The following is a 25,529-nucleotide window of genomic DNA, read 5'->3' as shown; positions in this document are numbered from 1 at the left end:
TGAAGGGTAATTACCCTTCATAATTTTGTATCAGATTAATGAGTCTCTCCGCTTGATCAATTAGAAACTCAGCCTGAGCACTATCCAATCTTTCTTCTTCTACCATCTCATTAACGAATTTAATAAAATCCTCCAGTTTCTTGATAGCCTTGTCATAGTCTTCTTTATCAAGCTTATTGATAACGTTATCAAGTTTTACATTGAGGGTTTTTTTGGTAGAAGCATCTGCATTATGCAGACCAAAAACATGTTCTTTGAAATCTCCAATTGCTTCTGATGGATCCTTTTCAACAAGATCCAGAGTGAACATGTATATATCCGAATTACCATTACGATAATCCATCCAGACAATCCTGTCTTTGTAGATTGCAGGATTAGACTGCATGGATGTGTTTGTAGTAATCTGGTATTCTTTTCCTGAAGTGATATTGTACATGTAGATATCCCAGTTTCCAGTACGGTTATCCATCCAGACAATTCTATCTTCGTAGATTGCAGGATAGTACTGATTGAATTCGTTTGTAGTTACCTGAGATTCATTACCTGAAGTAATGTTATACATATAGATGTCACCATTACCATTACGTTCATCATACCAAACTATAAGATCCTTATAAATTACCGGAATATATTGCTTAGATTCGTTTGTTGTTATCTGAGTTGTATTACCTGAACTGACATTGTACATGTAGATGTTCCAGTTACTGCGGGTATCTCCCCATACTATCCTATTCCCATAGATTGCAGGAGTCCATTGGGATTGATGGTACACAGCCACAGGGAATTCAGTATATGAAGTGGTATTGTACATGTAGATGTCACCCAGAGGACCATAACGGTAATCAGTCCATACTATGAAGTTTCCGTAAATTGCAGGATCTAACTGAGCGGATTCATTTATGGTAATCTGGTCTTCATCGCCTGAAGTGATATTATACATGTAGATATCATCGTTACCACTGCGATTATCATACCAAACAATTCTATCCTCGTAGATTGCAGGATAATATTGGTCAAATTCATTTGTAGTGACTGAAGATTCGTTTCCAGAAGTGATATTGTACATATAAATATCCCAATTACCATTGCGTTTGTCATTCCAGGCGATTATGTCTTCGTAGATTACAGGATCACCTTGATATGATCCATTTAAAGTTATCTGCTCTTCTGTACCTTGTGCAAGTAGAAAATCATGAGCTTCTACAGTTTGCACACTTATAAAGAATAAAGTAATAAAAATACAAATCAATATTTTGTTCTTAATTTTCATTTAACTCCCCCATTACACAATTTAAATGTTTTTAAGAAAATCATTACCCAATTAGTTATTGACCTGTACTGAATTATTTTTTTTGAAACTTTCATTCTGATAATTGTTACTAATCTAAGATATGGATAAAAAAAGAGAGTATGATTTATCAGAGAAATTAAAGAAAATATAAAAGTGAAAAGACCATCATGAGAATGATGATATCTGAGGTAGGATTGTTTGAATTGCTTAAGAGGTAATCGAACCTTTAGTCTTCACCGGGAAATATATCTTCAAGATAACTTGCGAGAACCTGTTGAACATTGGTATCCATCACTGGTGTTTTGCCACATTCCATGTATTCCATGATGTATTTAGGGAAAACATAAACCCAGCCACCACCTGTGTTATCCATGATCGCACGAAGTTTACTTCCACCAGCCATGAGAGCAAAATTTAGCTGGGACAGGCTGGTCATGCCATCAGGCACTATCATGACGATGGAACCACTGAAGAAATGGTAGATAAGGGATTCCTTAATTGCAGGGTCATACTCAAGTGTGAATTTTTTATTGGATAATGTGTTTTCCTTGATATAATTGAGAGCTTCATCATAGCGCTCACAGGTCCGGGTAAAAGGTGGAACAAAAAGCAGGGGACCGGATTCTTCGCTGAGGGACAGGGAACCGGGATTTTCGACAACCGTGGCATTAATGTCGGATTCAGTTATTTTGAAATCCTCTGCATCTTCCTGAATATTTGCCAGTGGGACCGAGAACATGAGAGGTTCTTCACCAATCCTGGAAGATGGGGAATTCTCAGTGTACTGTTTGATCATTGCTTCGATCAGTGCGTGCTTTATGGATATAGGCAATTTCATTGTGGAGACTCCTTGAAGTGAAAGTATGCTTGGCAATAGTGGACGGAAGTCATATACTGAGTTTCTATTATTTAAATATACTGTATATTACTAAAGAACGTCTTTTACACCGTACATTACAATTCATTGAGAGCCACGGTCCAGAGTTATTACGACATTTCCCTTTTTGTGCCCTTTTTCGACATACATGTAAGCCTCTACAATCTGCTCCAATGTATACTGCCTGTCAATAACAGCTTTTATCTTTCCCATCTCGATAAGTTCTTTGAAAAAGAGAACATCCTTTTTGGTGTATTTTGGAAGCGGGAACATTACCTTTTTGCTACCGAACATTGAGGTCCACAAGTCCAGAAATGGATTCTGGGCCATGTATCCAAGTTCTGTAGAGAAATAGATTCCACCTGCTTTTAGAAGATTTTTGCAACGGGAAAATGAACTTTTACCCACCGCATCAAAAACAACTTCATACGTTTGGTCGGTTTGGGTGAAATCTTCTTTAGTGTAATCAATCACTTCATCTGCTCCCAGAGAGCTCACCATTTCTAAATTCGTGGTGCTGCATACTCCTGTAACCTCAGCCCCATAGTATTTGGCAAGCTGCACCCCTGCAGTACCAATTGACCCGGAGGCTCCGTATATAAGGACTTTATGCCCTTTCTGAATGTTTGCTTTACTAAGATAGGTCAATGCCAGTATTGCACCATCGCAAACCGAGGCAGCTTCTTCATAGGTCATATTATCCGGTTTTATTGCCACCGGATCATCTTCGGTCAGGCAAATGTACTCAGCATGAGCACCAAATTTATCTCCGCTATGTCCAAAGACATGATCGCCTTTTTTAAATTGCTTCACATCTTTGCCTATTGCTTCGACCTCCCCGGCAAATTCAGTCCCAAGTATCTTATTCTTTGGTCTGATGAGACCTGTGAAAAAGCGTGCAATAAAAGGATCAGCCTCCCGCAGTCCACAGTCAGTTCTGTTCACTGTTGTGGCATGTATCCTTATGAGGAACTCATTATCCTTTGGGACAGGTTTGGCTATATCTTTAAATTCAAGAACATCAGGCGAACCATATCTTTCATACACCACTGCTTTCATCCGGATACCTCTCATTATTAAATTGATTGCAACCCTTAAAAAATTGTCTGAACCTATTTTTTATTCTTCATTGCTTTTCGCTTCGGGTATTGCGTCCTTTCAGGAAAAGCCAAAAAATGGATAACATTTCTCTCCAATCCAAAATTACAGTGTCTTAAAAGATTTTGAATGGTTGCTCCTGACTCGAAAGCGTTTTGTACAAAAACAACAGTTTACAGTATTAATATTTATTTAACTACATAAAACGTAGTTAAATGTGTAGTTGCAGAGGGAAATAATACCCATTATCCAATTGATTTTACGATTGAATAATGTATTAAAATTGATTTTAAAATCGAATTTAACTTAATCCCCTGAATGAACATGTCATAGCTATTATTTGGCTCAAAACTAGCTAGAGCTAAAAATCAACCTACTGTAACAGGACTCACGAATCCTATGTCAGAAAATTTAAGTTATTTATCCGCTCGTAAAGGTTTACATGAAAACCTTTTTGAGAAATTAGGTCAGCTGGCTGAAGAAAGTGGCACACCTGACTTGCAGGAAATGCAAGAAATTGCCAGAGAATATTTGCTGGGTGAAGCCAATATCTATAGCACACTCTCATTTTATGATTTTCTTCGACCTGAAAACAAAGGCAAAAAAGCATATGTATGTAACGGAAGCGCTTGCTTATGCGCCGGTACACAACCACGAGTGAAAAGTGAACTGAAAAATCACTTGAAAGAAGAAGAGATTGGTGAAATGACCTGTCTTGGCAGGTGCCATGAGAATAGTGCATTCTATTACAATGGACAGAATTACTCCGGCGAAGATATTACTAACATTGCTTCATTAATTAGATCAAAAACTGCTACACAAGAAACATATGGGACTCAGGCACAGGGAACAGCCATCTTAATGCAAAATCCGTTAACTGTGGAGTTATTTGCCAAACAACTGAAGTACTTATTTACACAAACCCCTGATCAAGTGCTGGATGAGGTCCATAAAGCACATGTAAGAGGGCGTGGAGGGGCTGGCTTCCCGATGGGATTCAAGCTGGAAACTATTAAAGAAGCCGAAGGCAAATATAAGTTCATTGTTTGCAATGCTGACGAAGGTGATCCCGGAGCCTACTCTGATCGATACTTATTGGAACAACAACCATTGAGAGTTTTATTAGGTATGCTGATAGCAGGTTACGTAAGTGGTGCGAATACCGGTGTGGTATATATCAGGGCTGAGTATCCTGAATCACAGACGGTAATCAGGCAAAGCATCAGAGAACTTGAAGATCTAAATTTACTGGGAAATAATATACAAAACTCAGGTTTTTCGTTCGTATTCAAATTGATCAAAGCTCAGGGTGCCTACATATGCGGCGAAGAAACGGCATTGCTTTCATCCATAGAAGGACAAAGCCCTGAAGTACGCGTTCGTCCACCGTTCCCGGCACAACAGGGTTTATTCAATATGCCTACGCTGGTGAACAGCGTTGAAACCTTTGCTAATGTCCCCTTTATTGTTGAACACGGTGGAGATGCTTTTAACCGGATAGGTTCGTCACAATCTAAAGGCACCAAATTAATCTCATTGGATGGTTTCTTTAATAGACCCGGGATTTATGAAGTTGAAATGGGCACTCCGCTTAAAACCGTAATCGAAGAATTAGGTAGCGGTTTCAAGAGCGATGTAAAAGCTTTGCACATTGGAGGAATATTAGGAGGTTTGGTTCCGGTATCAATGATTAACTCCTTACAGGTCTCTTTTGAATCATTTGCTGAAAATGGCTTTTTATTAGGGCATGGCTCCATTGTAAGTATTCCCGAAAACTTCCCGATTATCGAATACATAAAACACCTGTTCCAGTTCACAGCGCATGAAAGCTGTGGAAAGTGTTTCCCCTGCAGATTAGGCTCGACACGTGGTTTCGAACTGTTGCAAAAAGCAACCGATAGCAATTATAAAATTGATCGGCAATTATTCAGCGACTTATTGGACACTATGCAACAAGGTTCCCTGTGTGCCCTGGGAGGCGGACTTCCTTTACCCGTAAAAAATGCGCTGCAAGGCTTTGACAACGAATTAAAAGTTTATTTTCAATGAATTTTTTCAAATCTACTTTTAGACAATAGATAATCAGATGTTAGAAAAAACGATGCACATGAACAAAATAGCGTATATCAATGACCAGCCATATGCCATTCAGAAAGGCGAAAGTATATTGCAATTCGTGAAACGCTCACATAGCGATAAACTGATTCCAACCTTATGTGATACGCCTCATTTAAAGCCCTTTGGTGCCTGCCGAGTGTGCAGTGTGGATGTTGCATTAGAACAGGATGGACCAGCTAAAGTGATGGCCTCGTGTCATACACCGGTTTCGGAAGGAATCTACATATATCCTTCTTCAGAGCGTATTTTAAAATTGCGTAAAAACATTATCGAATTAGTACTTACCAACCATCCACTGGATTGTCTAACCTGCGAGGTCAACAACAATTGCGAGCTACAGGAAGTAGCTGCACGTGTGGGTGTAAGAGATGTACGATATCCGGTTGGCAAAGATAATCTGAACAGGACCAGAGACCTGAGTCATCCTTATATGACTTCTGATCTGTCAAAATGCATCAATTGTTCACGTTGTGTCAGAGCCTGTGACGAAGTCCAGGGAATGTTCGTGCTGAGCATGGCCGGAAGAGGATTTGAAAGCAGGGTCATTAAAGGTATGGATACATCTTTTATTGAATCATCCTGCGTAAGTTGCGGAGCCTGTGCACAGGCATGTCCTACTTCTGCAATATCGGATGTGTACGAATCCAAATCCATTATTGCAGATGAAAAGATCCGAACCATTTGCACTTATTGTGGCGTAGGATGTAATTTAGAGGTAGCTGTTAAAGACGAAAAAGTTAGATTTATACAAGCCCCATGGGATAGCAAAGTCAATTCTGGTCATCTGTGTTTAAAAGGAAGATTTGCATTCTCGTTCTATAATCACCCCGACCGTATCAGAACACCATTTATCAAAAAGAATGGTGTATTTGTGGAGGCAAACTGGGATGAAGCCTATGATTTTATCGCATCAGAACTGAATAGGATCATTAAAAAAAATGACCCGGACCATATTGCCGGTATTTCATCAGCACGTTGTCCCAACGAAGAAAACTACCTGATGCAAAAATTCATGCGTGCAGTGATCGGCACTAACAATATCGATAACTGTGCCCGTGTATGCCATTCCCCTACTGCCTTAGGTATGCAACGCACTTTTGGAACCGGTGCTGCCACCAATTCAATTGACGATATCAAACACACCGATTGTATTTTGGTGTTCGGGGCTAATCCTACGGATGCACATCCGGTCACAGGTGCAAAGATCAAGCAAGCCGCCATGAAGGATACAACACTGATAGTGATCGATCCCCGTAAGACCGAACTGGCACGTTATGCTCATTACCATTTACAGCTAAAACCCGGTACTAATGTGGCTTTGATGAATCTTTTCTTTTATTATATCATTAAAGAGGATTTGATAGATACTTCATTTATAGAACAACGCACCGAAGGATTTGAAGAATTCAAACAACATATCCTATCGCAGAACATTGATGAACTGGAAAGCATAACGGGTGTTGATCGTAATCTGGTGCATGAAGCTGCAATTGCTTATGCCTCCGCAAAAAATGCAATGTCTTTCCATGGGCTTGGAGCAACCGAGAATTCACAGGGTACCTCAACTGTTATGCTGATTGCTAATCTGGCAATGATCACAGGCAATATAGGTCTTCCGGGTGTGAGTGTTAATCCATTGCGTGGACAAAACAATGTACAGGGTGCAGCCGATATGGGTTGTCAGCCAAATCAGGGTGCAGGTTATTTAGATGTGACCAACGATGAGATACATGCCCTGTATGAAGATTTTTATGGCGCCAAATTACCCAAACATATAGGTTATAATATTCCGCAGATGTACGAAGCTGCATTGCAGGATAAACTGAAAGCTATGTGGATAATCGGAGAAAATGTGGTTCAAACGGACTCAAATAGCCAGATGGTTATAAGAGCATTGAGCAAACTGGAGCTTCTGGTTGTACAGGAATTGTTCATGACCGAAACCGCGAGGCTTGCTACTGTTATACTACCCGCTGCTTCGTTCTTGGAGAAAGAAGGTACCTTCACCAATGGAGAACGTCGCGTACAACGTGTGAACAGAGTAGTTAACCCTTTATCCGGCACCAGACCCGATGGACAGATAATAACGGAGATCATGCAACGCATGGGATATCCACAACCTGACTACTCGGCACAAAATGTGTTAAATGAAATTGCTCAAATAGTTCCTTTCTTTAAAGGTATTACCTGGCAAAATCTGGGCAAGAACGGATTGCAATGGCCTGTGGCTGATGGCGGTGGTGATACTCCTACATTGCATGAAGAAAACTTCAAACGGGGCAAGGGAGCATTCTATAAACAGACATATAAGGAAACGTCAGAGCTGCAGGAACACAGCAAAGATTATCCTTTCATTATTACAACCAACCGTGGATTGGAACATTACAACAGCGGAGCAATGACCCGTCGTACCCCGAATGAACAAATAGTTACCGAAGATGTACTTTTGATACATCCTGATGATGCAAAAGAATATTCGATCAATAATGGCGATATGGTCTGTGTAGAATCACCACGTGGAAAAACAGATATCAAAGCCCGGATCTCAACTGCGGTAAAAAAAGGGATATTAAGCACAACTTTCCACTTTTCTGAAGTTATGATTAATAATCTAACATCTGACGTTTGCGACAGTGATACCCAATGTCCCGAATATAAAGTGGTAGCTGCACGTATAAGATAAAGCGGGGGAGAATACGGTTACTGCCCAGAAATTGGCAAATAAACAACAAAAGGGGCTTTATCCCTCTTTACTCTTATATGTTTATTTTATCTCATTCAAATCTGCTTTGTAGATACATAGACCATTGCATATTCATTTAATCCTTTTATGATAAACCATACTACGAAAACCGTTCCTGCACAGCTATTGGAATAAATAAAATATCAATCAGATCAATACTGAAAGCTTGTAACAAATAATATACCCACAATATTTGATGTTCTATCTATGAAAACATACCTATGATCAATTTTCCAAAACGAATGATTTTTGCAGTATAACTTTCCGTTTCGTCAATGCTTTCATTATTATATGCTACAGTGGTAGTATTATTCAATGTGGTTGTATTATCGATCTTACTGCTGGTATTGTCCTGTATTACCATTGTGTAGGCATTATCATCAAGTTCCGATGTAAGGTTTACAGGTTCATAGCTGCTCATATTCTCATAATCAAAGAACTCATCGCGATTATCCTGCAGTGAATAATATGTTCTGACCACATCTGTTTCATTTGCAATAAAATGGAAATAAGTGGGTCTTGCCCACTGACTTGAAAAATCGTCCGGATAATCCTCATAGAAAGGAACTGTCATGCTTCCATTGATGATCTCAAGTTCATATGTGAGGTTGACCTGAGGCTCATGGATCAAAAGCATGTTTCCATCGATCTTGTAGTTAGCCATGTGAGGCTGATACCTGAAAGCTGGTGATGGTGAAAGGATAACCACGTTCCAACCAGGATTGTTCCTTGCATAATTTACTGCATAGTCCACACACAGCCAGTCATTTTTGTCCTCATACAGTAGATCCCATTTTTCTTTGTATGCATCATAATCAACACCGCTTTCTCCAGAAACAATACTCACAGGCGTTATCAGCAAAAACAATGCTATAATGACCATTGATTTTATTTTACTCACATCCAAATTTATTAAATCTGATATTCTGTTCTATACTAAATAGATTATGGGATTAAAAATTCTTATTAGCTAAGATACCAGGTACGAATATAACCAGGTAACTAAAAACAGCAATAATTGCAGCTTTACGTAATGATAGATTGGTGATATGATTTATCATTTCAATCCCACCCTCAAAAGTTGAAACAGTATAAAGGCATAGGGAGGATTATTAAGAACGTTCTTTCCTTATTAACTGGAATATGCTCATTAAATCTCTGATTTAAAAAGATGAGACTATTATTTTCAATCAAAATTTACAGTTTTGGGGTTTCATGTAGAAAGTCGGAAAGATTATAAAAGTTGGGAGTTATGGAATATTATAGGGAGGATTATTACAATAAAATGTTGGGAAATTGTTGTGAAACATATTGCCAAATAAAATAAATAATCGAGATGCTTAGGAGTTGTAAACAGGTCTTGGACTTAAGTCTGGGTATAGTGACTGCAAATCAGAAGTGATTTTCTTGAAAGAAATTAAGAGTAAAATCAGGAATATTTTACTAATTATATTGGCATGTTTAATTTGTACAACGGTTATACTAATTGCTCTAACTTATCCGAATTACCATGATACTATGACGGAAGCACAAAAGCGATTGCCTACGGACAGTAGTGTTTTGGAAACAGAGTACGGAGATATTGAGTATGCTATAAAGGGGGAAGGGAAACCTGTCTTATTGCTACATGGTGCAGGAGGTGGTTATGATCAGGGACTTTGGTTGGGCAAACTCCTTTTTGGAAACGAATATAAATTCATCTCGGTTTCACGATATGGATATCTTCGATCACCCATTCCAGATAATGCTTCGATAAAATTGCAAACTGAAGCGTATAAAGCTCTTCTGGATAATTTTAATATAGATAAAGTAATTGTTGTTGGCGTATCAGCTGGTGGACCATCAGCCACACAGTTTGCCAACGACCATCCTGACAGATGCTCAGCATTGATATTGGTGTCTGCTGTAAGTATGGGTCCAGCACCAGATGACAAAGATCCATTTTATGTTGGTATTATTCACACCGTCCAGCAGTCTGATTATGCATATTGGCTCCTTACAAGATTCTTTCAGCCTGCGATTCTGGACCTGATGGGAATTCCTATAGAAATATATGAAACTTTTAATCCAGAGCAGAAAGAATTGGCTCAGGAAATGCTTGATATAATGCATCCAATGTCTCAAAGGTATAAAGGCACTATAAACGATGAAAAAATGATTGAATTTTATACCGTGCCTACAATTAACCTTCGTGCACCAACATTAATCATCCACGCTAAAGACGATGCATTGGTGAGTTACAAACATGCAGAAAATGCCCACAATAAAATAGATCAATCGCAATTGGTACTATATGATACCGGCGGTCATGGAATGTTGTCTCAAATGGAAGGGACGAGAATGCTTGTGAAAGTATTTCTAAATAATTCCACCTATAACAGTACTGTTTGAGTATTTTTGTTTTCATTATAGACTTCAAGCGTGTCTTTTGCTACTTTGCAATAAAGTTGTAAATTGGTAGAGCCGTAAGTAATCAAACAGATCTGAGAAGACGGAAGCCAAGAGAGTATGTTCCATAGTCCGGGTTAAAGCTGCTACGATAGGCAGAACGACATTTTTTGGGATAATTGACCCAGCTACCACCACGCAGGGCTGGAGCAGAGCTGGCAACAGCTTCCCAGGCATTACCATCAGCCAGAGAACACTCATAACTTTTATAACATTCATCCTGGCACCATTCCCATACATTGCCATGCATGTCATGTAATCCCCAGGGATTCGGTTTCTTTTTGCCTACGGGGTGGGTTTCATGTTCTGAATTGTAATAATACCAGGCAAACTCATCCAATTCCGAATCAGCATTACCAAAAGAATATCTGGTGGTCGTGCCAGCTCTGCAGGCATATTCCCATTCTTCTTCAGATGGAAGACGATATTTGTCAGTACCTTCCTTTGCGTTCAGCATCTTAACGAATTCCTGTACTTTATTCCATGAAACACATTCAACAGGCCTGTCATCTCCTTCAAAACACGAAGGATGATTACCCATCACAGCTTTCCATTCTTTCTGGGTCACTGGATACTTTTCGAGGTAAAATGGCTTTGAGATGATCACTTTATGAACTGGTCCTTCATGGCTATATCCATTTGAAACCATGCACAACTCACCGGCAGGTATAAGCACAAACTCCATACCAATGGAGTTTTTTATGGATTCAGCAGGCTTTTTCTCCTCACCTTCTTCGTACTCTTTCCTGATAGCCTCATCTTGTTTGCGCTTTATCTCAATATCATCCATTATTTTACCGGCCATGTTTCTTTGGTTTGAAAAAATCTTCATTTTAATGACTACTAAGATTATATTTAGCCTTTGGATTTATGAGTTATGTAGAGAAAGAATCCAGATCCTAAGTTTGAAAACTGTTGGGATGCTAAAAAGAAAGAATAATACTCTGGTTCATCGTTTCAATGTTTATTCCTCAACAAATTTCTTCCATTCAGCATCGCTTATAACTTTTCCTTTACTTGACAGTTTAGCTTATCACCCAGTTATAATGATATTATCGCAAGCCCCTATGTAATACAAAAATTTCTTATATAGAAAAAATAAGAGGATAATGAGCAACATGAAAAAAAAGTATTATTCAATTATAGCGGTTTTATGGTATGTAGCAGCAATATGCTTTTTTATCGCTGCAGGAATCGGTGAAAACAGCGCATATATGGCATTAGGAGCACTCTATATATGCATTGGTTCTTTGTATTTGGTATTGTATAACAAGCATAAAAAGCATAATGACGAAGAGGAAAAGTGATTTATTACCCTCTCATTCAATATATGCCCGTTTCTAACCTCTTTTAGATTTTTTCAACTCTGGAGGTTTTAGGGAAACTCGGAAATCCCAATTTAACTTATTTTTATTTACAGGTGAGAATCCACATCTGACCATCGCTTCTTTAAACTGCGGATTTGTGATAAAGAAACCATCTGGTGATTCCTCAAACAGAAGTTTAAGCGCATAACTGGCGTAAGGTTTCTCTGGTGTTTTTTGTGGGAGTATATTTAACGTGATCCAATTATCCAGGGCTTTTTTTTGATCGTCGGGTAATTCGTATTCACTCACATCTTTTTTCCTTTCTGCCATATTGACACTAAATGATTTGGGAATATTTAATTCACATCCTCTTTAACTAAGAATACTTCCTCTATTATGGTTATCTTTCTTTACCTGACAATCCTTGTATCATTCACTATGCCCATAAAACAAACCTACACCAGAAGGTCACTAAGATCAATCTCTTCACCCGTTCTCAACTGATTTCGGAGATGACTAATTTTCCGGTCTATCTTTTCGAGGCTCTCCAAATGCTTTTTCTCATCTTGTGTGGTATTTAGGAGTTTTGAGATCCCGCCATTCTTAATGACCAGTCGCTGGTCAGCCGACAGGGCCAGAAGTGGATCATGTGTACTTATCAGAACGATCTTGTTATTACTTACCAGAAGCTCCAGCGACTTTATTTTGTCTACTCCTGCATTCTCTATCTCATCTATCAGGACGACCGATGCAGGGCTGAGAAGTGCGGTATCAGCAATCATCAGGGCTCTTGATTGTCCTCCTGATAGTTCGGTAACCGGAGTTTCCCTGCTGAAGGGCTCGCCTGCCAGAATGTTTGCAGTATCATATATTTTCTGAACAATATGGGATATCTCATCAACCATACGGCTTTCGGCATGCAGGGTCAGAAAGTCCTCTACACTGAGGTCCATAACAAAATTCATGTTCTGTGAAAGCTGCGCAATGAAGTGTCCTTCAGTTGAGAAACGTTCCTCATCATCCGGGGCTCTGCCATTGACAAGTATTCTGCGCTTGGTAGGAGTGTCCTCTTGAGCCAGAGATTCGATATCAGCCAGAAGACGTGACTTACCGGATCCTGTGGGGCCGACAATGGCTGTTACTTTTCCCTTTTTCAGTTCCACCGAAAAGGTCTCTTTCTCACCACTCTTATTGTGCCCGGGAAGCACGGTCAGAGATTCAACCGTGAAAACGCTCCCCTGTTGAAGAACTTTGACCTGCTCAATGAATTGGAAAAAACCGTCAATAAAGGTTTGATAGTCACTTCCCTTTTCTTCAAAATAATCTTCACCAAATATCGAGCCCAGTTCTTCCAGTCTCTTGTTCCCTAACTGTGAGGGATCAATTGCAAATGAAGAGAAGAAATCCGCTATCCAGGGCATCATCTCCATGAGTTCATCTATAGTCATATGAAGCATATCCGTCCTCATCCTAATCATCTCCTCTGAAATTTACCAGCTTTGAAACACCTATCTGCCTGTCATCCCCTATCTTTCTCTCTCCAAGACAGTATGAACACAGGGCTCCTGGCATTGTGAATCGAAGTGTGGCTCCCTGAAGGGTTTCAACTGCAGAAGCTTTTTCAATGAATTTTGCAAGATAGAAACTACCCTGACCTGTTACTCCATTGATCTGAATTATCATTCCACCGGGATTGACCTGTCTAGTCTTGTATGCAAAGACCTCGCGCTCTGCCTGGGAGACGATATCCCCTTTAGTAATAACAACAATGTCTGCAAGTTTTAACATTGGCCCGATCTTCTTAGGTGTATTGATACCACTCAGGTTATCAATAACACAAATTGCCAGAACATCCTTGATATGGGGAGAACAGCGGTTACAAAGACCGGCACTCTCGGTAATCAGGAAATCGAACTTCCGTTCTTCAGCCCATTTGAGAGCCTCTTCAATATTGCTTACAAAAAAATGGTCAGGACAGAGACCTCCGGAGAGACCGGTCCTGACAGGAATATTACGAGCTGAATAGAGCCCCTCATCCTGAGCCGAGAGACAATCAAATTTAACAACACCAGCAGTTAAACCCTTGTGTCTGAGCTCTTCGATGGTCTTGATAATGATACTGGTTTTTCCTGATGAAGGTGGACCTGCTACTGTAACAAGTCTCACACAACACCTCCGGTCAGCATGAACTTTTTATTAAAGACCTCTGCAATCTCTTTTTTAAGTGCTCCTATATCATTATTCAGCAGGAAGTCCCAGCCCACCCAATAGATTGAGTCTACATCTTCAAGTTTATTTTTAACCTCGGGGTTCGTTGTGGGGAAGAAGGCATTGGCAGATATCTCACCGAACTTCTTACCACATAGGAAATCAGTGATTTCCTTGACACGCTCTGTTGCATCCTTTTTAACTAGCATCTGTACAGGGCTTACAATAGCTCCTTCTGAAGGTATGGTGATCGTTACCCGGGATGTATCCTTAATTTTCTTGGCAAAGAAGTGAGGCATGATATACATTGGCGGAACATCATCTTTTTTGCTGTTTATCATTTTGACCATCTCAGATGGATGGAGGCCTGCATATATCGATGAAGCAAGTTTCTTCATCCCTTCCATACCGTACATCTGGTAGAACGGAAGCAGTACACCATTACAGAAAAAGCCGTTCTGTCCCCTCATAACAACCTTGTTCCTGAACTCCTCTTTTAGCAGGTCTTCCCATGATTCCGGTCTGGCATTATCCCCCATAAGTTCATCTATTGTAACCAGAACAAGAAGGTTTCCTGAGATCATGGTAAACTGGCCACGTGGGTCTGCAAAACCGATAGACTCAAAATCACTGTTCATGGGAGATGCAGCAAGATCCACGAAATATTCCTTACTAAGGAAATTCTCCTGGAAGGGTTTATGGTAGAAGCTGTTTATGTCAGAACTGATAATTATGTCCGGTAGTTCCTCTATCGATGTAACCGAATCCATATAGGCATAATATGAGATCTCATGATTGACATTACCTTCTACAAGGGAATGGAGTACATTGCCTGTCTGTTTGCTGTATTCAGCTGAAAATGCATCAAGTGCGCGGTTAAAGGGCATCTTCATTCCACATGGTAAAAGAGCAAGAAGGGTCAGCTCTTTTTGCCTTTCCGGAGAATCTGCAAGGGTGAAATCTCCTTTTGCTTCACTGTCCTGAACAGCCTGATTCAGGAGCTCAATAAAAGAGTCCTTGTTCACTAATACCATTGTCAGGGCTGTTTTCAATTTTAATAGAGGACCAAGTTGTTCAAGAACATCCTTTTTCTCAAATTTCCCCATTCCATGCTGTTTGAATATTTTTAGTAAAAAAGGATATTCACTTAATATCTGGTATATGCTCATTGTTTCATCGATTGCTTTCATATTATTCCCCCTGATATGTCTTTGAACAGCATCTTATTTTCCTGCATGACATTCAGGTTAAAGTTTTTATGATGGTGTTCCCATTGAACAGAAACTTGTGTTGTTATATCCTATCAATTCCACATTTGCACCAGCCATGTTTTTATTCAGTTTTGTGGGACGTTAGGTATCTCAATAGGCATACAAACATATAAGTATTATCATCTAAGAAGTACATTTCCGATATAACCACCAAATTAGTTCATCATTTCCTTCTTCCTAATGTGATAGACATTGGGTCAAGTGTTTCTTTTAACAAATAGCATTTTGTAGCCATTCTCCCCTATACCAAGAACAAGCTTGCCATTGTCAATTGAAACAGTTGTTACATTGCTCAATAAGGAAAGATATTGAGTATCCAGCGAATCGGTAGCACAGTAAGCAAGTGTCATTGGTCCTGATGATAAAATAAGGTTGCTTCTTTCCAGTGTGTAGCTTCCATTTCCAACGTTGCAGTCTGCTTTAATTGGGGATGTTTCATCCGAGTTGAAGACAATTGTATAGCTCTTCGAATCAGGAACTACGGATCGACTGGCAGGTTCTGTTTTAATAAGCACTGACCATTGCCATTCAACTATTCAAAGTAAATAGATATACCTGCACAGCATACCTTAAAAAGGTGATAAAATGTTCTGCTACCAATGTGAAGAAACAATGAACGGGGAAGGCTGCACAAAAAACGGTATGTGCGGTAAGAAAGGGGAGGTTGCAGACCTTCAGGATGATCTCATCTATGTGCTTAAGAGTATTGCATTCTACAACCAGAAAGCAAGAAAAGCAAATATTTCCGAAAATGGCACTGATGATTTTATGCTTGATGCACTGTTCTCAACAATAACGAATACCGATTTCAGGGCGAGTGGAATTCAGGACCGTATCGACAGAGGATTCAAGCTTCAAAGTGAGATCAAGCAGAAACTTATGGATAACAATTCACTTGATGTGAACGATCTACCCGAAATCGCAACTTTGAGCCCGGAAAACCTCAAGGACAGGGATACCGGCATACTTGCAACAGAGAACGAAGATATCCGCTCATTAAGAGAACTGTTGATCTTTGGTATCAAGGGAATTGCAGCATATGCACACCATGCTATGATGCTTGGAAATACCAATAAAAAAGTTAATTCATTTATAGAAGAAGGCCTTGTGGCAACCACAGATGACAGCCTGACCGATAAGGATCTCACCTCATTGGTCCTGAAATGTGGGGAAAAGGGTTTTGATGTAATGGCAGACCTTGACAGGGTAAATACCGCTACATTCGGAAATCCGGAGCCTACACAGGTCAATATTGGAACAAGGGACAATCCGGGAATTCTGGTAAGCGGTCATGACCTGAAAGACCTGAAACAACTATTGGATCAGACAGAGGGAACCGGTGTTGACATCTATACTCATGGTGAGATGCTGCCTGCAAATTCATATCCTGAATTTAAGAAGTACGAACATCTGGTAGGCAACTATGGCGGTTCATGGTGGCATCAGAAGCAGGAATTCGAGAGTTTCAACGGACCAATATTACTGACAAGCAATTGCATAATCCCTCCAAGGGAGAGCTACATTGGCAGGTTATACACCACAGGTTCCGTAGGCTATGACGGTGCAACACATATTGTAGCTAAAGATGGCCAGAAAGATTTCTCGGAACTCATCGAGCAGGCGAAAAGCTGTGAACCTCCGGTACAACTGGAAGAAGGTAGTATCATGGGTGGGTTTGCTTACAATTCTGTATTATCCAATGCAGATAAGATAGTCGATGCTGTCAAAGCAGGCAAGATAAAGAAGTTCATTGTCATGGCAGGTTGTGACGGACGTCACAAGGACAGGCAGTACTACACAGATTTTGCAGAGGCATTACCCAGGGATACTGTCATACTTACCGCCGGATGTGCGAAATATCGCTACAATAAGCTTAACCTTGGAGACATTGATGGAATTCCAAGAGTACTGGATGCAGGACAGTGTAATGATTCGTTTTCGCTTATCGTTATTGCACAGGGACTTATGGCAAGACTTGGATTTACAGATGTTAACGAGGCACCGATCTCGTACAATATCGCATGGTACGAGCAAAAGGCAGTCCTTGTGTTGCTTACCTTACTGAGGCTTGAAATACAGAATATTACCCTTGGTCCAAAACTACCGGCATTTGTTTCACCAAATGTCCTCAAGGTACTGGTGGATAAGTTCAACATTACACCGAACACCACCGTAGAAGAGGACATGGAGAGGCTCTTAAAATAATCCCTTAACTATTGAAAACAAGGACTTTATCAGGACAGAGAACTATTCCTTGAGAACAAAAACTATCAGGAACTAAGAAAATTCTGAGGAGTTAAATAACTCGATTAATAAGATAAAACCGGATATGCATTTAAAACAGCTATAGTATAAATGAGACATACTGGAAAAATGTACAGGAATAGTATTATCGAGTAATAAAAAGCGAATTATTCAATATAATTGAACAATTCGCTTTATAATATTACATTCAGTCTCTTTAGATGCTTAATCTTTCTACGACTGAACCTTCAGCTAATGCATCGAGTATATCATCAATATCATCTTCAGTTACTTCGCCATACCATGCCTGCTGAGGATAGATCATTACTATTGGTCCTTTCTCGCACAGACCTACACATCCGGTTGCAGTAACCATCACTTCACCTTCCATATCCCTGTCCATTACTGCTTCGGTAAACATTGCTACCAAATCATGTGAGTCCTTGTTCTTGCATGCGCCCTGTACTTTTCCGTTCAGTCTTGTGCTTGCACAAATAAATATATGATTTTCTGGTTTTTGCATGATGAGCCTCCTTAAAGCTATGTCCTTAACGACATATCTACGGAAGGCATTTACTGAGGTAATTATATTTAAGTCTATTGTTAGAGACAAGGTAGTATATGCAGATGCCTTAAACAAACCAGAACACTTGAGAAAAGAAAATAACCCAAACCCAATTCTTTATCTATAGATCTAATTGAGTGTCCTTAACATGTTTCTCTTTGTAGGGAAATTGCTTTTCAAATTCCTCCAGCTCGTCATTTTCAATATTAAAAACCTCGTCCTCATAGAATTTTCCTGAAATGTCCATCAAACTACAATCTAGAGTTCCAATGCCATAAATGCATCAAGATCGTCACCCCAGGATGTCCGGATATTATATTCTTTAGCACTGACAAAACCAAAACGATGATAATAGTCAGGAATTCTACAGTTTTGAAGTCCTTTTCTTCTTCTAATCTGATAGAAATGTTCATTGTCGTTATCTCCCCCTATAGTTTGAATGCTCATGTGAGGAGGAGATTGGAAAGCCTTTAAATGAATTATGCATTAATTTATAATGATAAAAATGAAAGAAGATGTTCATATTAGGGAAGCAAAAGAATCTGATTTTGATGATGTAATGCGCGTAGAAAAAGAAGCATTCGGTTATGAGAAGGAGGCAATCTTAGTATCTGAACTTCTTGAAGACAAAAGCGCAGCACCGGTTTTATCATTGTTGGCTTTCAAGAACGATGAAGCAGTTGGACATATTTTATTTACAAAAGCAACTTTAAATGGAAAAACATCTCCGTTAATTTACCTTCTTGCACCTCTTGCAGTAAAACCACAACATCAAAAACAAGGAATAGGTGGAATGTTAATCAATGAAGGTTTGAAGAAATTGAAAGAAATTGGCGCTGGAATGGTATTTGTTCTCGGACATGAAAGTTATTATCCAAAGTATGGATTTAAGCAGAATGCCGGAAGTTTGGGTTTTGATGCACCTTATCCAATTCCAGAAGAACACGCAGGTGCATGGATGATCTATCCTTTAAACCCAGAATCTAGTGATGAAGTTAAGGGCAGGGTTATTTGTGCTGATGCTTTGAATAAGCCGGAGCATTGGAGGGAGTGAAAGATTTATTCTATGTTTTGTAGTGAATGCTGTAATTAATAGTTCATCTTGAATACTCATATTAGGAAAAGGCCAGGAATATGTGGAAGGTACATGCGTATATATCATGTAGTTCCTCTACATTTAAATAAACCAATAAATGTGAGTGCAATAACCAAATTATAAAATATCCTGAACATTGAATATTTTTAAATTGGGGGGCATGAATGAAGCTAAAATGGAACAAGAACAATATTATTTTTAGTTATTGTACAGAAGCAGATTTAAAAGATATAGCCTCAATGCTTTCAAAAAAGAGTGTCTGCAAATATTTGTTTTTCGGACCAAATACAGAAGAAGCTACGATGGCATATTTTTCGCCATTGATCAGTTCAATAGACGATTCCTTAAAGGATGATAAAATTCCGGATTTCCATGTATTCACCATCAGGGAAAAAGATACAGACACTTTTATAGGGCAATGCGCATTGATTCCAGTAGAATTCACGAACGGAAATTATCTTATTGGATATCAGATTGATGATAGTCAATGGAGAAAAGGATATGGAAATGCTGCTTGTGAATTTTTGGTATATTATGCTTTTGATGTCATCGATGCATTCAGGATTACCGGGGATTGTGTAGAAGGAAACATAGGTTCTGAAAAAACAATGATCAAAGCAGGTTTTCAGCCAGAAGGACGACAAAGAAAATATTGGTTAAATGATGGCAAATGGCATGACAGACTACTTTTCGCTTTAATGAAAGACGATGTTTCTGAACAAAGAATGAAAATATTGAGGGAGACGTATATATAATTTTTAATTACAGCATATTTTCAATATTGATTTATCGATATTTATCTTTTATAGGTATAGTATTCTAGTGTTTTTTGTATTTAGCTGACAGACATTACAACTTTAAACTAAGAGTTCCGTTTTTTCTTGTTAACTATCCACAGATACTTTTTCCAATGAGACATCTCAAGCCTAAAGGATGCGTGTATATTGGCAAGGAAGCCAATAAGGTTGAAATGCAGGAACTTGAAAGCAATACTGTTGAGACGTATCACGATATTGAAAAGATAAGAGAGTATGTACTCAACATTACTCCTGCTGAAGCTAGGAAAATAGGAATTAAATATAGGAGTACTCTTAAAAAATTGAAGGAAAGGGTGCAAGAAGAGGAATTTAGCTTGAATACGAAGGAGATGAGGAAAATAGCAACTTCTAATATTTTTTATTAACTATCTTTATCAATAGATAATTTTTATTGCTTTGTCTACTCCATCTATTAGTTCTTGAACTTCATCTTTAGTTGGTTCTCTTTCCTTTTTATGAGCACATAGATTTCTGATATCTCCTAGTCTTTGAATCCATCTCCAATTTGTTAAATCTATGATATTTTCATTTTTAAGAGCATCATTATAATCTGCTAATGTAGGGGTTCTTTTTTTCATTTTTATCTGTTTTAATGTACATATATTGTTTAAGTGACCTTCTAAAACAACACCACAAATTACTCCTGCAGACCTTAAGTAATCATTTTTATAAAGCTCTCTTGCTTTAGATATTTCATTATCATGTATTTCAGCTTGTAACATACCCTGAATATCAAATAATGAAGATTTCAATCCTTCTCGTGCAGATGTCAAAATTGTAGCTTGTATTAAAAATTTACTTAGTACAACCTCTTTGGGATTAAACATTTGTTCCCCATTTTTTGTCACATTAATGTTTCTAAAATAATCATTAATTGAGTAAGTAAGAACATTTAGTGCTTCTGCTTTGTGTATATTCTTAGGTGATTCATATTGAGCTTTAAATTCTGGTAGCCTATCAGGTATTACTTGTTTGATGACATACATAGATTCAGTGTACCATTTTTGGTAAGAATACATTAAATCAAGAAATGTGGTATCCTTTTTAGTTATGATATCCATAATTTCTTTTGCTTCTGTACATAATTCATCAACTTTTTTGTTCAAATCCTCTATTTTAGTCATACCATCAACTCAAAAATTAGACACACTTACATATCTTAAATTAATAAAAAATTATTGATGTAAAGTTAATAAATATCTACAACTAAAGCCAAATTTGAAGGGAATACTGGATTTTGGAAAAAAGGCATCTGAAGCCCAATGGATGTGTGTATATCAGCAAGGAACTAATAAGATTGAAATGCAAGAGCTTGAGAAACTCATATTTAGACATAGCATGATATTGAAAAGATACGGGAGTTTTTTGTTTTTGCCTCCTGCTGAAGCTATTGAAATATGAATAAAATATTTATATTTTTATATTGTATTGTGATTATGGTTGATATACTAGGTGAAAATAAAACAATTGCAACAATTCTTGGAGCTATAATTGTTGGGCTTGTAGGTATATTGTTACTCAATCCACTTGGCGATTATATGGAACCTCCCAATCCTTTGACATGTATACAAGAAAACGATGAAGTTGTTTTTAATTCGTTGACTTTTAATGACTGGGATGATTATATGGCAGACTTTCGTGTCACAATGAAAAATGTTGGTGATGATGGTGATGTTTTTGTAACCATATCTTCTAATCAGGTATTATCTAGGTATAAAGACAGAAGTGAATTTGATTGGTCGAGTTCTGAAGGACACTATCTTCAAAGAAACGAAGTTGTAAACTTTGATTACAAGTTGTATCTTCCCCAAGATTCTGAATTCATTGATAATTTTACCATATACATAGAATATTATTCAATTGACGACATCCATGGATATTTAGCTACTACTGATAAAATATCAGAGAGTTATACCTATCAAAAAACAGGCGATTATACATATTCGCTCATTTAATTTTATTTTATATTTTTCAAGGTACACTTTTTTTGGAAACAATGGTTGTGTGGGCTAAATGCAAAACGCCGTACACTTTTTTCCGCTTGTATATATCCCGAAAATAAAGTGCGGGGATATATATAACGTCTAAAAAGTGTACGCTTTAAAATTTAAGAAATAAAATTGCCAATTACTTAGATATAAAAATTGCAATTAATCATGAATGCAATGATAAAAAAAGAGTAAATTGTGATGTTTCAATAAATCCAAAAATTAACTTGAAGAACTTTTAGATATTTTAAACTGAAAATCGTCACACAGTTTATTTACCAAATCATCCATTTCTTGGAAGAAATAATCCCCAACTTTCTGACGATTAAGTGCTTTGTATCGTCTATATATTTTGGCAAAGTCCTCATATATTTCCGACTCTGATGAATTAGAGTTAATTTTTACAATCAAGCGCTTACCGTCATTCTCATTCCGTACATATTCAAAAAAGTTCTCAATTTTAGATTCAAAGTCTTGAATAAGCAAGGCTGTTTTAGCCTCATGTTCGTTACGTGCAGCAATGATTGCAAGGATATCAAATTGATAATCACCCTTTGGTTCTTTGCCGGTTGCTACTTGAGTGGGTTTCTTTTCCTTTTCATTTCTATCTTCAGTTTCAACTTCAATAATACCAATCTGATTATCAAAATAAACTTCAATCGGATCTTTTATAGCATCACTGCGATGCATCATATTATACAAAGTGTTGAACTTGCGCCAAAAGAATAAAAAACTCGGTTCACAGTATTTTTTATCCAATTCAATCACATATTCAATGCGATTTAAGATTGTAAAATACTGTGATCCCTTGGCTTTTGTGTCGGCGGTGCGCTTGGGATTTACTTCAATGTACTTTTCTAAACTGCTTTCAAAATCCAGATAACTTTCTGGATCATCTCGCTTAGTTTTATCATTGTAAATCGCCATAAATCTACTAAAGAACTTACCAAATATGTCTGACTTTTTTAGTTCTACATATAAGATATCCAGTATTTTTTTATCGCCAAAGGGATCAAAGTCACTGACAACAACATTGGAATAATGTTCAAAAGCATCTTTGATATTCTGAACATTCACATTGTTATAAGAAAAATCAACAATCTTGCAATCGTTTTTGTATTTGGTTGTACGATTAACGCGGGAAATAGTTTGAATCGCACTAATGCCTTTAATTTCTTTATCTAAAAACAGCGTGTGCAGCTTTTTCTCATCAAAACCGGTTTGTAATTTAGCCACCACAATTATTAATCCATTTTTTTTAAGTGCAAAATTTTGCATTACCTTTTCTTCACTCAAATCATCGTTAAGAACACTTGCTCTTTGCTCGTCTTGATTTCTGGAATATACAATGTGAATCGGTGCCTCAGAGTACTTTGCATATTTTGGTTCTTGAATTAGAATATTAAAATATTTGGTCACCGCCTGTTTATAAGCAATCGCAGCTTTAATTGAATATACGGCAAGCATCGCCTTGCCTGTTCCGCGTATTTGGCGATAGACATCTTTTACCAACAGGTCAGCCACATATTTAGCAATTGCATCAATGCGATCACGGTTTTCATAAATCTGTTTTTTCTGGGCATCTTTGTATTCTTTTTCAGTAAAACCTTTTAACTGATTTACAGGTAAATCGAACAACATCTTGGAGGCCACAGGCACGATATTTTTTAATGGGTTGAGTATATATCCATCTTCAATCGCTTCTTTCATGGTGTATGAATCAAATGGTCTCCACAGTTTTTCACTTTCTGCATAACCGCTGAATTCTCCAAATCTAGCAAGCGTATGATCATCTGGCGTGGCAGTAAAACCGATGATTAGATTCTTCTTTTTTCGCATATGAGAATACTGTACATTGTTATCAAATGGCGATTGTAACTCATCGAAGATACTGATCATTTCTTCATGCTGGTCACCGCTGTTGGATCGGTGAATTTCATCAATCAAAAACACAATTCGCATTCCGGCAAGTTTTTGCAACACTTCATCATCCAGCATCTCGCGTACAGAACCAAACTTTTGCAAATTCACAATCACTAAACGCGTATCGGATTCAAGTGCTTCTTGGAAAGTTTTTTTGTTGCGGGCTTCAACATACATACGGTTGTCGATATTCATGTTGAGCATTAAAGAATCAATTTGACTGCGCAATTGTAAACGATCCACCACAATCATGATTTTGTCGTATACATACTCATCAGCGTGCCGTAAATCTTTAAGCTGTAAAGCAGACCATCCAATAATATTGGACTTACCAAAGCCTGCTGCATACTGCATTAACAAGGAATATACATTTTTATTATTAGAATAAGCTCTGCGTTTTCTCAGCAACTCTTTTTTCTTGGTTTCAGATACACCAATAAGCTGTTTTTCTAGTATTTTTTCAAAATAATCGTCTTCTTGCTCGTGTGCCAAAAACTCATCAATTTTTGCCATGATCTTATCCGTACCAAACTTTTGTTTGGGTCGGGGTGAAATCAGCTTTCCTGACTCGCTTTTTAATTCTTTGCCTTTTTTAGTGGTATAGACATCACGTTCAATAAAATTATAATATAGAATTTCTTTTTCAATGAAATCTTTGCCATATAGCACAGTAAATAATTCTTTCAATTTGTCTTTCTTTTCGGCATCGGGTTTGAGCAATGGATATGGCTTAAACACACGATTAGCTTTTTTCTCAATCTCTTCACGATCAAACTTGCCTTCACGACAAGTGGTAAGCATTTCATCGAAATAATCTATGATAGTACGAATAACATAAGTTTCACCGATGTCTGTAGTGGTGATATGAATTGCTTTTTCAAATATCTTCAAGAAATCTTTGCGATAGAAATCTTTCTCTTTTTCACTCAACATATCATTACTATCAAAATGCTTATGATAGATTCTAATTGCCTCAAAGTAATCTTTAATTACCTTTCCACGTCCATTTTTACGAGCATTTTGACTTGTGTAATTGGACTTTAATTCACTATACCCCAGATAAATTCCATTCACAAATAACACAATATCTGGTCGGAAAGAAAATATCTGCTTGTCGTTATAACTATACTTATAGGGCAGTTCCTGCACCACTGAAAAGATATTCTCATCAAACAGTACATTGTTATGAATTACGCTGTCACTTGTGTAAAATAGGTGTAGTTTAATGCCCTTCATGGTAATAGACTTGTTAGCATTAATGAACAGTGCCATATTACGGCTACTGCTGCTACGTTCCTGGATGAGTTCAATCAGGTCTTTCAACAGTTTGTCTTTGTCACCACTATATTTTTTCAGCAAGGTTTCATAAGGTTTTTTATTTAGCTCGGTTTGAGAAATAAACTCCTGCAAGTCCTCTTCTATAATCAATGAGCTTGTTACTGTATTGGCTTTTACTTCGCGGTAACCAAGCTCATCTCTAATAAATGGAATTAAAAACTTATCTTGCAGGTGAAGTTCATTCATATTTTCATTT

General features: G+C 37.9%; 25 protein-coding genes. 10 read left to right on the top strand and 15 right to left on the bottom strand.

The features are described 5' to 3' along the window. Positions 1-10: 10 nt before the first annotated feature. The 3 genes from RE476_RS03730 to RE476_RS03720 form a co-directional block, all read right to left on the bottom strand. Entirely contained in the window at positions 11-1,213 is a 1,203-nt protein-coding gene (locus RE476_RS03730) for a TolB family protein (RefSeq protein ID WP_309309061.1), read from the bottom strand. A 304-nt stretch (positions 1,214-1,517) separates the two neighbouring features. Further along, positions 1,518-2,129, bottom strand: coding sequence for a hypothetical protein (locus RE476_RS03725; RefSeq protein ID WP_309309060.1), 612 nt, complete (start codon positions 2,127-2,129; stop codon positions 1,518-1,520). A 123-nt stretch (positions 2,130-2,252) separates the two neighbouring features. After that, positions 2,253-3,227 (bottom strand): NAD(P)-dependent alcohol dehydrogenase, encoded by a 975-nt coding sequence (locus RE476_RS03720; protein ID WP_309309059.1) that lies wholly within the window; start codon positions 3,225-3,227, stop codon positions 2,253-2,255. A 438-nt stretch (positions 3,228-3,665) separates the two neighbouring features. Here RE476_RS03720 and RE476_RS03715 point away from each other — a divergent pair, with 438 nt between their 5' ends. Beyond that, positions 3,666-5,315 (top strand): NADH-ubiquinone oxidoreductase-F iron-sulfur binding region domain-containing protein, encoded by a 1,650-nt coding sequence (locus RE476_RS03715; RefSeq protein WP_309309058.1) that lies wholly within the window; start codon positions 3,666-3,668, stop codon positions 5,313-5,315. Positions 5,316-5,373: 58 nt separating this feature from the next. Further along, positions 5,374-8,067 (top strand): formate dehydrogenase subunit alpha, encoded by a 2,694-nt coding sequence (fdhF, locus tag RE476_RS03710; protein WP_309309057.1) that lies wholly within the window; start codon positions 5,374-5,376, stop codon positions 8,065-8,067. A gap of 265 nt (positions 8,068-8,332) precedes the next feature. On the opposite strand, the gene RE476_RS03705 is transcribed toward fdhF, so the two are convergent. After that, positions 8,333-9,028: a hypothetical protein gene (locus RE476_RS03705; RefSeq protein WP_309309056.1), complete on the bottom strand. Its 696-nt coding sequence runs from the start codon at positions 9,026-9,028 to the stop codon at positions 8,333-8,335. Positions 9,029-9,534: 506 nt separating this feature from the next. On the opposite strand from RE476_RS03705, the gene RE476_RS03700 reads away from it, so the two are divergent. Next, complete coding sequence (locus RE476_RS03700) at positions 9,535-10,518, top strand: alpha/beta fold hydrolase (protein WP_309309055.1); 984 nt, start codon at positions 9,535-9,537, stop codon at positions 10,516-10,518. Between the two features lie 82 nt (positions 10,519-10,600). On the opposite strand, the gene RE476_RS03695 is transcribed toward RE476_RS03700, so the two are convergent. After that, a complete protein-coding gene (locus RE476_RS03695; RefSeq protein ID WP_309309054.1) occupies positions 10,601-11,380 on the bottom strand; it encodes a formylglycine-generating enzyme family protein in 780 nt (259 codons plus the stop codon). Between the two features lie 304 nt (positions 11,381-11,684). Between RE476_RS03695 and RE476_RS03690 the strand changes: the two genes are divergently transcribed. After that, positions 11,685-11,882, top strand: a complete 198-nt coding sequence (locus tag RE476_RS03690; RefSeq protein WP_309309053.1) for a hypothetical protein — start codon at positions 11,685-11,687, stop codon at positions 11,880-11,882. A 33-nt stretch (positions 11,883-11,915) separates the two neighbouring features. Here the strand turns inward: RE476_RS03690 and RE476_RS03685 are convergent, their stop codons facing one another. The 5 genes from RE476_RS03685 to RE476_RS03665 form a co-directional block, all read right to left on the bottom strand. Then, entirely contained in the window at positions 11,916-12,212 is a 297-nt protein-coding gene (locus RE476_RS03685; protein WP_309309052.1) for a hypothetical protein, read from the bottom strand. A gap of 125 nt (positions 12,213-12,337) precedes the next feature. Next, positions 12,338-13,339 carry an ATP-binding cassette domain-containing protein gene (locus RE476_RS03680; RefSeq protein WP_309309051.1) on the bottom strand — a complete coding sequence of 334 codons (1,002 nt, stop codon included), beginning with the start codon at positions 13,337-13,339 and terminating at the stop codon, positions 12,338-12,340. Positions 13,340-13,352: 13 nt separating this feature from the next. Beyond that, positions 13,353-14,048, bottom strand: coding sequence for a GTP-binding protein (locus tag RE476_RS03675; protein ID WP_309309050.1), 696 nt, complete (start codon positions 14,046-14,048; stop codon positions 13,353-13,355). Then, the gene (locus RE476_RS03670; protein ID WP_309309049.1) at positions 14,045-15,280 is read right to left on the bottom strand and encodes an ABC transporter substrate-binding protein; all 1,236 of its coding nucleotides are present in this window, start codon (positions 15,278-15,280) and stop codon (positions 14,045-14,047) included. The genes RE476_RS03675 and RE476_RS03670 overlap by 4 nt, the downstream gene beginning before the upstream one ends. Before the next feature lie 278 nt (positions 15,281-15,558). Further along, entirely contained in the window at positions 15,559-15,876 is a 318-nt protein-coding gene (locus tag RE476_RS03665) for an META domain-containing protein (protein ID WP_309309048.1), read from the bottom strand. A 70-nt stretch (positions 15,877-15,946) separates the two neighbouring features. On the opposite strand from RE476_RS03665, the gene hcp reads away from it, so the two are divergent. Beyond that, positions 15,947-17,566, top strand: a complete 1,620-nt coding sequence (gene hcp / locus RE476_RS03660) for a hydroxylamine reductase (RefSeq protein ID WP_309309047.1) — start codon at positions 15,947-15,949, stop codon at positions 17,564-17,566. Between the two features lie 256 nt (positions 17,567-17,822). Here hcp and RE476_RS03655 read toward each other — a convergent pair whose 3' ends face one another. From RE476_RS03655 to RE476_RS03645, 3 genes are all read right to left on the bottom strand, one after another. Then, the gene (locus RE476_RS03655; protein ID WP_309309046.1) at positions 17,823-18,128 is read right to left on the bottom strand and encodes a (2Fe-2S) ferredoxin domain-containing protein; all 306 of its coding nucleotides are present in this window, start codon (positions 18,126-18,128) and stop codon (positions 17,823-17,825) included. Positions 18,129-18,291: 163 nt separating this feature from the next. Beyond that, complete coding sequence (locus tag RE476_RS03650; protein WP_309309045.1) at positions 18,292-18,417, bottom strand: hypothetical protein; 126 nt, start codon at positions 18,415-18,417, stop codon at positions 18,292-18,294. A gap of 11 nt (positions 18,418-18,428) precedes the next feature. Beyond that, the gene (locus RE476_RS03645) at positions 18,429-18,617 is read right to left on the bottom strand and encodes a hypothetical protein (protein ID WP_309309044.1); all 189 of its coding nucleotides are present in this window, start codon (positions 18,615-18,617) and stop codon (positions 18,429-18,431) included. A 49-nt stretch (positions 18,618-18,666) separates the two neighbouring features. Here RE476_RS03645 and RE476_RS03640 point away from each other — a divergent pair, with 49 nt between their 5' ends. The 3 genes from RE476_RS03640 to RE476_RS03630 all read left to right on the top strand — a co-directional run bounded on the left by RE476_RS03640 (position 18,667) and on the right by RE476_RS03630 (position 20,449). Then, positions 18,667-19,224: a GNAT family N-acetyltransferase gene (locus RE476_RS03640; RefSeq protein ID WP_309309043.1), complete on the top strand. Its 558-nt coding sequence runs from the start codon at positions 18,667-18,669 to the stop codon at positions 19,222-19,224. Positions 19,225-19,430: 206 nt separating this feature from the next. Beyond that, the gene (locus RE476_RS03635; RefSeq protein ID WP_309309042.1) at positions 19,431-20,021 is read left to right on the top strand and encodes a GNAT family N-acetyltransferase; all 591 of its coding nucleotides are present in this window, start codon (positions 19,431-19,433) and stop codon (positions 20,019-20,021) included. 215 nt (positions 20,022-20,236) lie between these two features. Further along, positions 20,237-20,449 carry a hypothetical protein gene (locus RE476_RS03630; RefSeq protein ID WP_309309041.1) on the top strand — a complete coding sequence of 71 codons (213 nt, stop codon included), beginning with the start codon at positions 20,237-20,239 and terminating at the stop codon, positions 20,447-20,449. A 9-nt stretch (positions 20,450-20,458) separates the two neighbouring features. On the opposite strand, the gene RE476_RS03625 is transcribed toward RE476_RS03630, so the two are convergent. Continuing rightward, entirely contained in the window at positions 20,459-21,208 is a 750-nt protein-coding gene (locus tag RE476_RS03625; RefSeq protein ID WP_309309040.1) for a DUF4145 domain-containing protein, read from the bottom strand. Between the two features lie 94 nt (positions 21,209-21,302). Here RE476_RS03625 and RE476_RS03620 point away from each other — a divergent pair, with 94 nt between their 5' ends. After that, a complete protein-coding gene (locus RE476_RS03620) occupies positions 21,303-21,485 on the top strand; it encodes a hypothetical protein (RefSeq protein ID WP_309309039.1) in 183 nt (60 codons plus the stop codon). A 35-nt stretch (positions 21,486-21,520) separates the two neighbouring features. Continuing rightward, positions 21,521-22,039: a hypothetical protein gene (locus tag RE476_RS03615; RefSeq protein WP_309309038.1), complete on the top strand. Its 519-nt coding sequence runs from the start codon at positions 21,521-21,523 to the stop codon at positions 22,037-22,039. Between the two features lie 255 nt (positions 22,040-22,294). On the opposite strand, the gene RE476_RS03610 is transcribed toward RE476_RS03615, so the two are convergent. Further along, positions 22,295-25,519: a DEAD/DEAH box helicase family protein gene (locus tag RE476_RS03610; RefSeq protein WP_309309036.1), complete on the bottom strand. Its 3,225-nt coding sequence runs from the start codon at positions 25,517-25,519 to the stop codon at positions 22,295-22,297. Between the last annotated feature and the right edge of the window lie 10 nt (positions 25,520-25,529).

It is taken from the genome of Methanolobus mangrovi (genome assembly GCF_031312535.1).
In the GTDB taxonomy this organism is placed as follows: Archaea; Halobacteriota; Methanosarcinia; order Methanosarcinales; family Methanosarcinaceae; genus Methanolobus; species Methanolobus mangrovi.
The sequence above is the reverse complement of the archived record's forward strand: the minus strand, read 5'-3'. Positions and strand labels throughout refer to the sequence as shown.

What these genes read in the sequence shown, in the direction of transcription:
- RE476_RS03725 (WP_309309060.1), bottom strand. Translation starts at nt 2,129, where the DNA reads ATGAAATTGCCTATATCCATAAAGCACGCACTGATCGAAGCAATGATC.
- RE476_RS03720 (WP_309309059.1), bottom strand. Translation starts at nt 3,227, where the DNA reads ATGAAAGCAGTGGTGTATGAAAGATATGGTTCGCCTGATGTTCTTGAA.
- RE476_RS03715 (WP_309309058.1), top strand. Translation starts at nt 3,666, where the DNA reads ATGTCAGAAAATTTAAGTTATTTATCCGCTCGTAAAGGTTTACATGAA.
- fdhF (WP_309309057.1), top strand. Translation starts at nt 5,374, where the DNA reads ATGAACAAAATAGCGTATATCAATGACCAGCCATATGCCATTCAGAAA.
- RE476_RS03695 (WP_309309054.1), bottom strand. Translation starts at nt 11,380, where the DNA reads ATGGCCGGTAAAATAATGGATGATATTGAGATAAAGCGCAAACAAGAT.
- RE476_RS03690 (WP_309309053.1), top strand. Translation starts at nt 11,685, where the DNA reads ATGAGCAACATGAAAAAAAAGTATTATTCAATTATAGCGGTTTTATGG.
- RE476_RS03685 (WP_309309052.1), bottom strand. Translation starts at nt 12,212, where the DNA reads ATGGCAGAAAGGAAAAAAGATGTGAGTGAATACGAATTACCCGACGAT.
- RE476_RS03680 (WP_309309051.1), bottom strand. Translation starts at nt 13,339, where the DNA reads ATGCTTCATATGACTATAGATGAACTCATGGAGATGATGCCCTGGATA.
- RE476_RS03670 (WP_309309049.1), bottom strand. Translation starts at nt 15,280, where the DNA reads ATGAAAGCAATCGATGAAACAATGAGCATATACCAGATATTAAGTGAA.
- hcp (WP_309309047.1), top strand. Translation starts at nt 15,947, where the DNA reads ATGTTCTGCTACCAATGTGAAGAAACAATGAACGGGGAAGGCTGCACA.
- RE476_RS03655 (WP_309309046.1), bottom strand. Translation starts at nt 18,128, where the DNA reads ATGCAAAAACCAGAAAATCATATATTTATTTGTGCAAGCACAAGACTG.
- RE476_RS03650 (WP_309309045.1), bottom strand. Translation starts at nt 18,417, where the DNA reads ATGGACATTTCAGGAAAATTCTATGAGGACGAGGTTTTTAATATTGAA.
- RE476_RS03645 (WP_309309044.1), bottom strand. Translation starts at nt 18,617, where the DNA reads ATGAGCATTCAAACTATAGGGGGAGATAACGACAATGAACATTTCTAT.
- RE476_RS03640 (WP_309309043.1), top strand. Translation starts at nt 18,667, where the DNA reads ATGATAAAAATGAAAGAAGATGTTCATATTAGGGAAGCAAAAGAATCT.
- RE476_RS03635 (WP_309309042.1), top strand. Translation starts at nt 19,431, where the DNA reads ATGAAGCTAAAATGGAACAAGAACAATATTATTTTTAGTTATTGTACA.
- RE476_RS03630 (WP_309309041.1), top strand. Translation starts at nt 20,237, where the DNA reads ATGCAGGAACTTGAAAGCAATACTGTTGAGACGTATCACGATATTGAA.
- RE476_RS03625 (WP_309309040.1), bottom strand. Translation starts at nt 21,208, where the DNA reads ATGACTAAAATAGAGGATTTGAACAAAAAAGTTGATGAATTATGTACA.
- RE476_RS03615 (WP_309309038.1), top strand. Translation starts at nt 21,521, where the DNA reads ATGGTTGATATACTAGGTGAAAATAAAACAATTGCAACAATTCTTGGA.
- RE476_RS03610 (WP_309309036.1), bottom strand. Translation starts at nt 25,519, where the DNA reads ATGAATGAACTTCACCTGCAAGATAAGTTTTTAATTCCATTTATTAGA.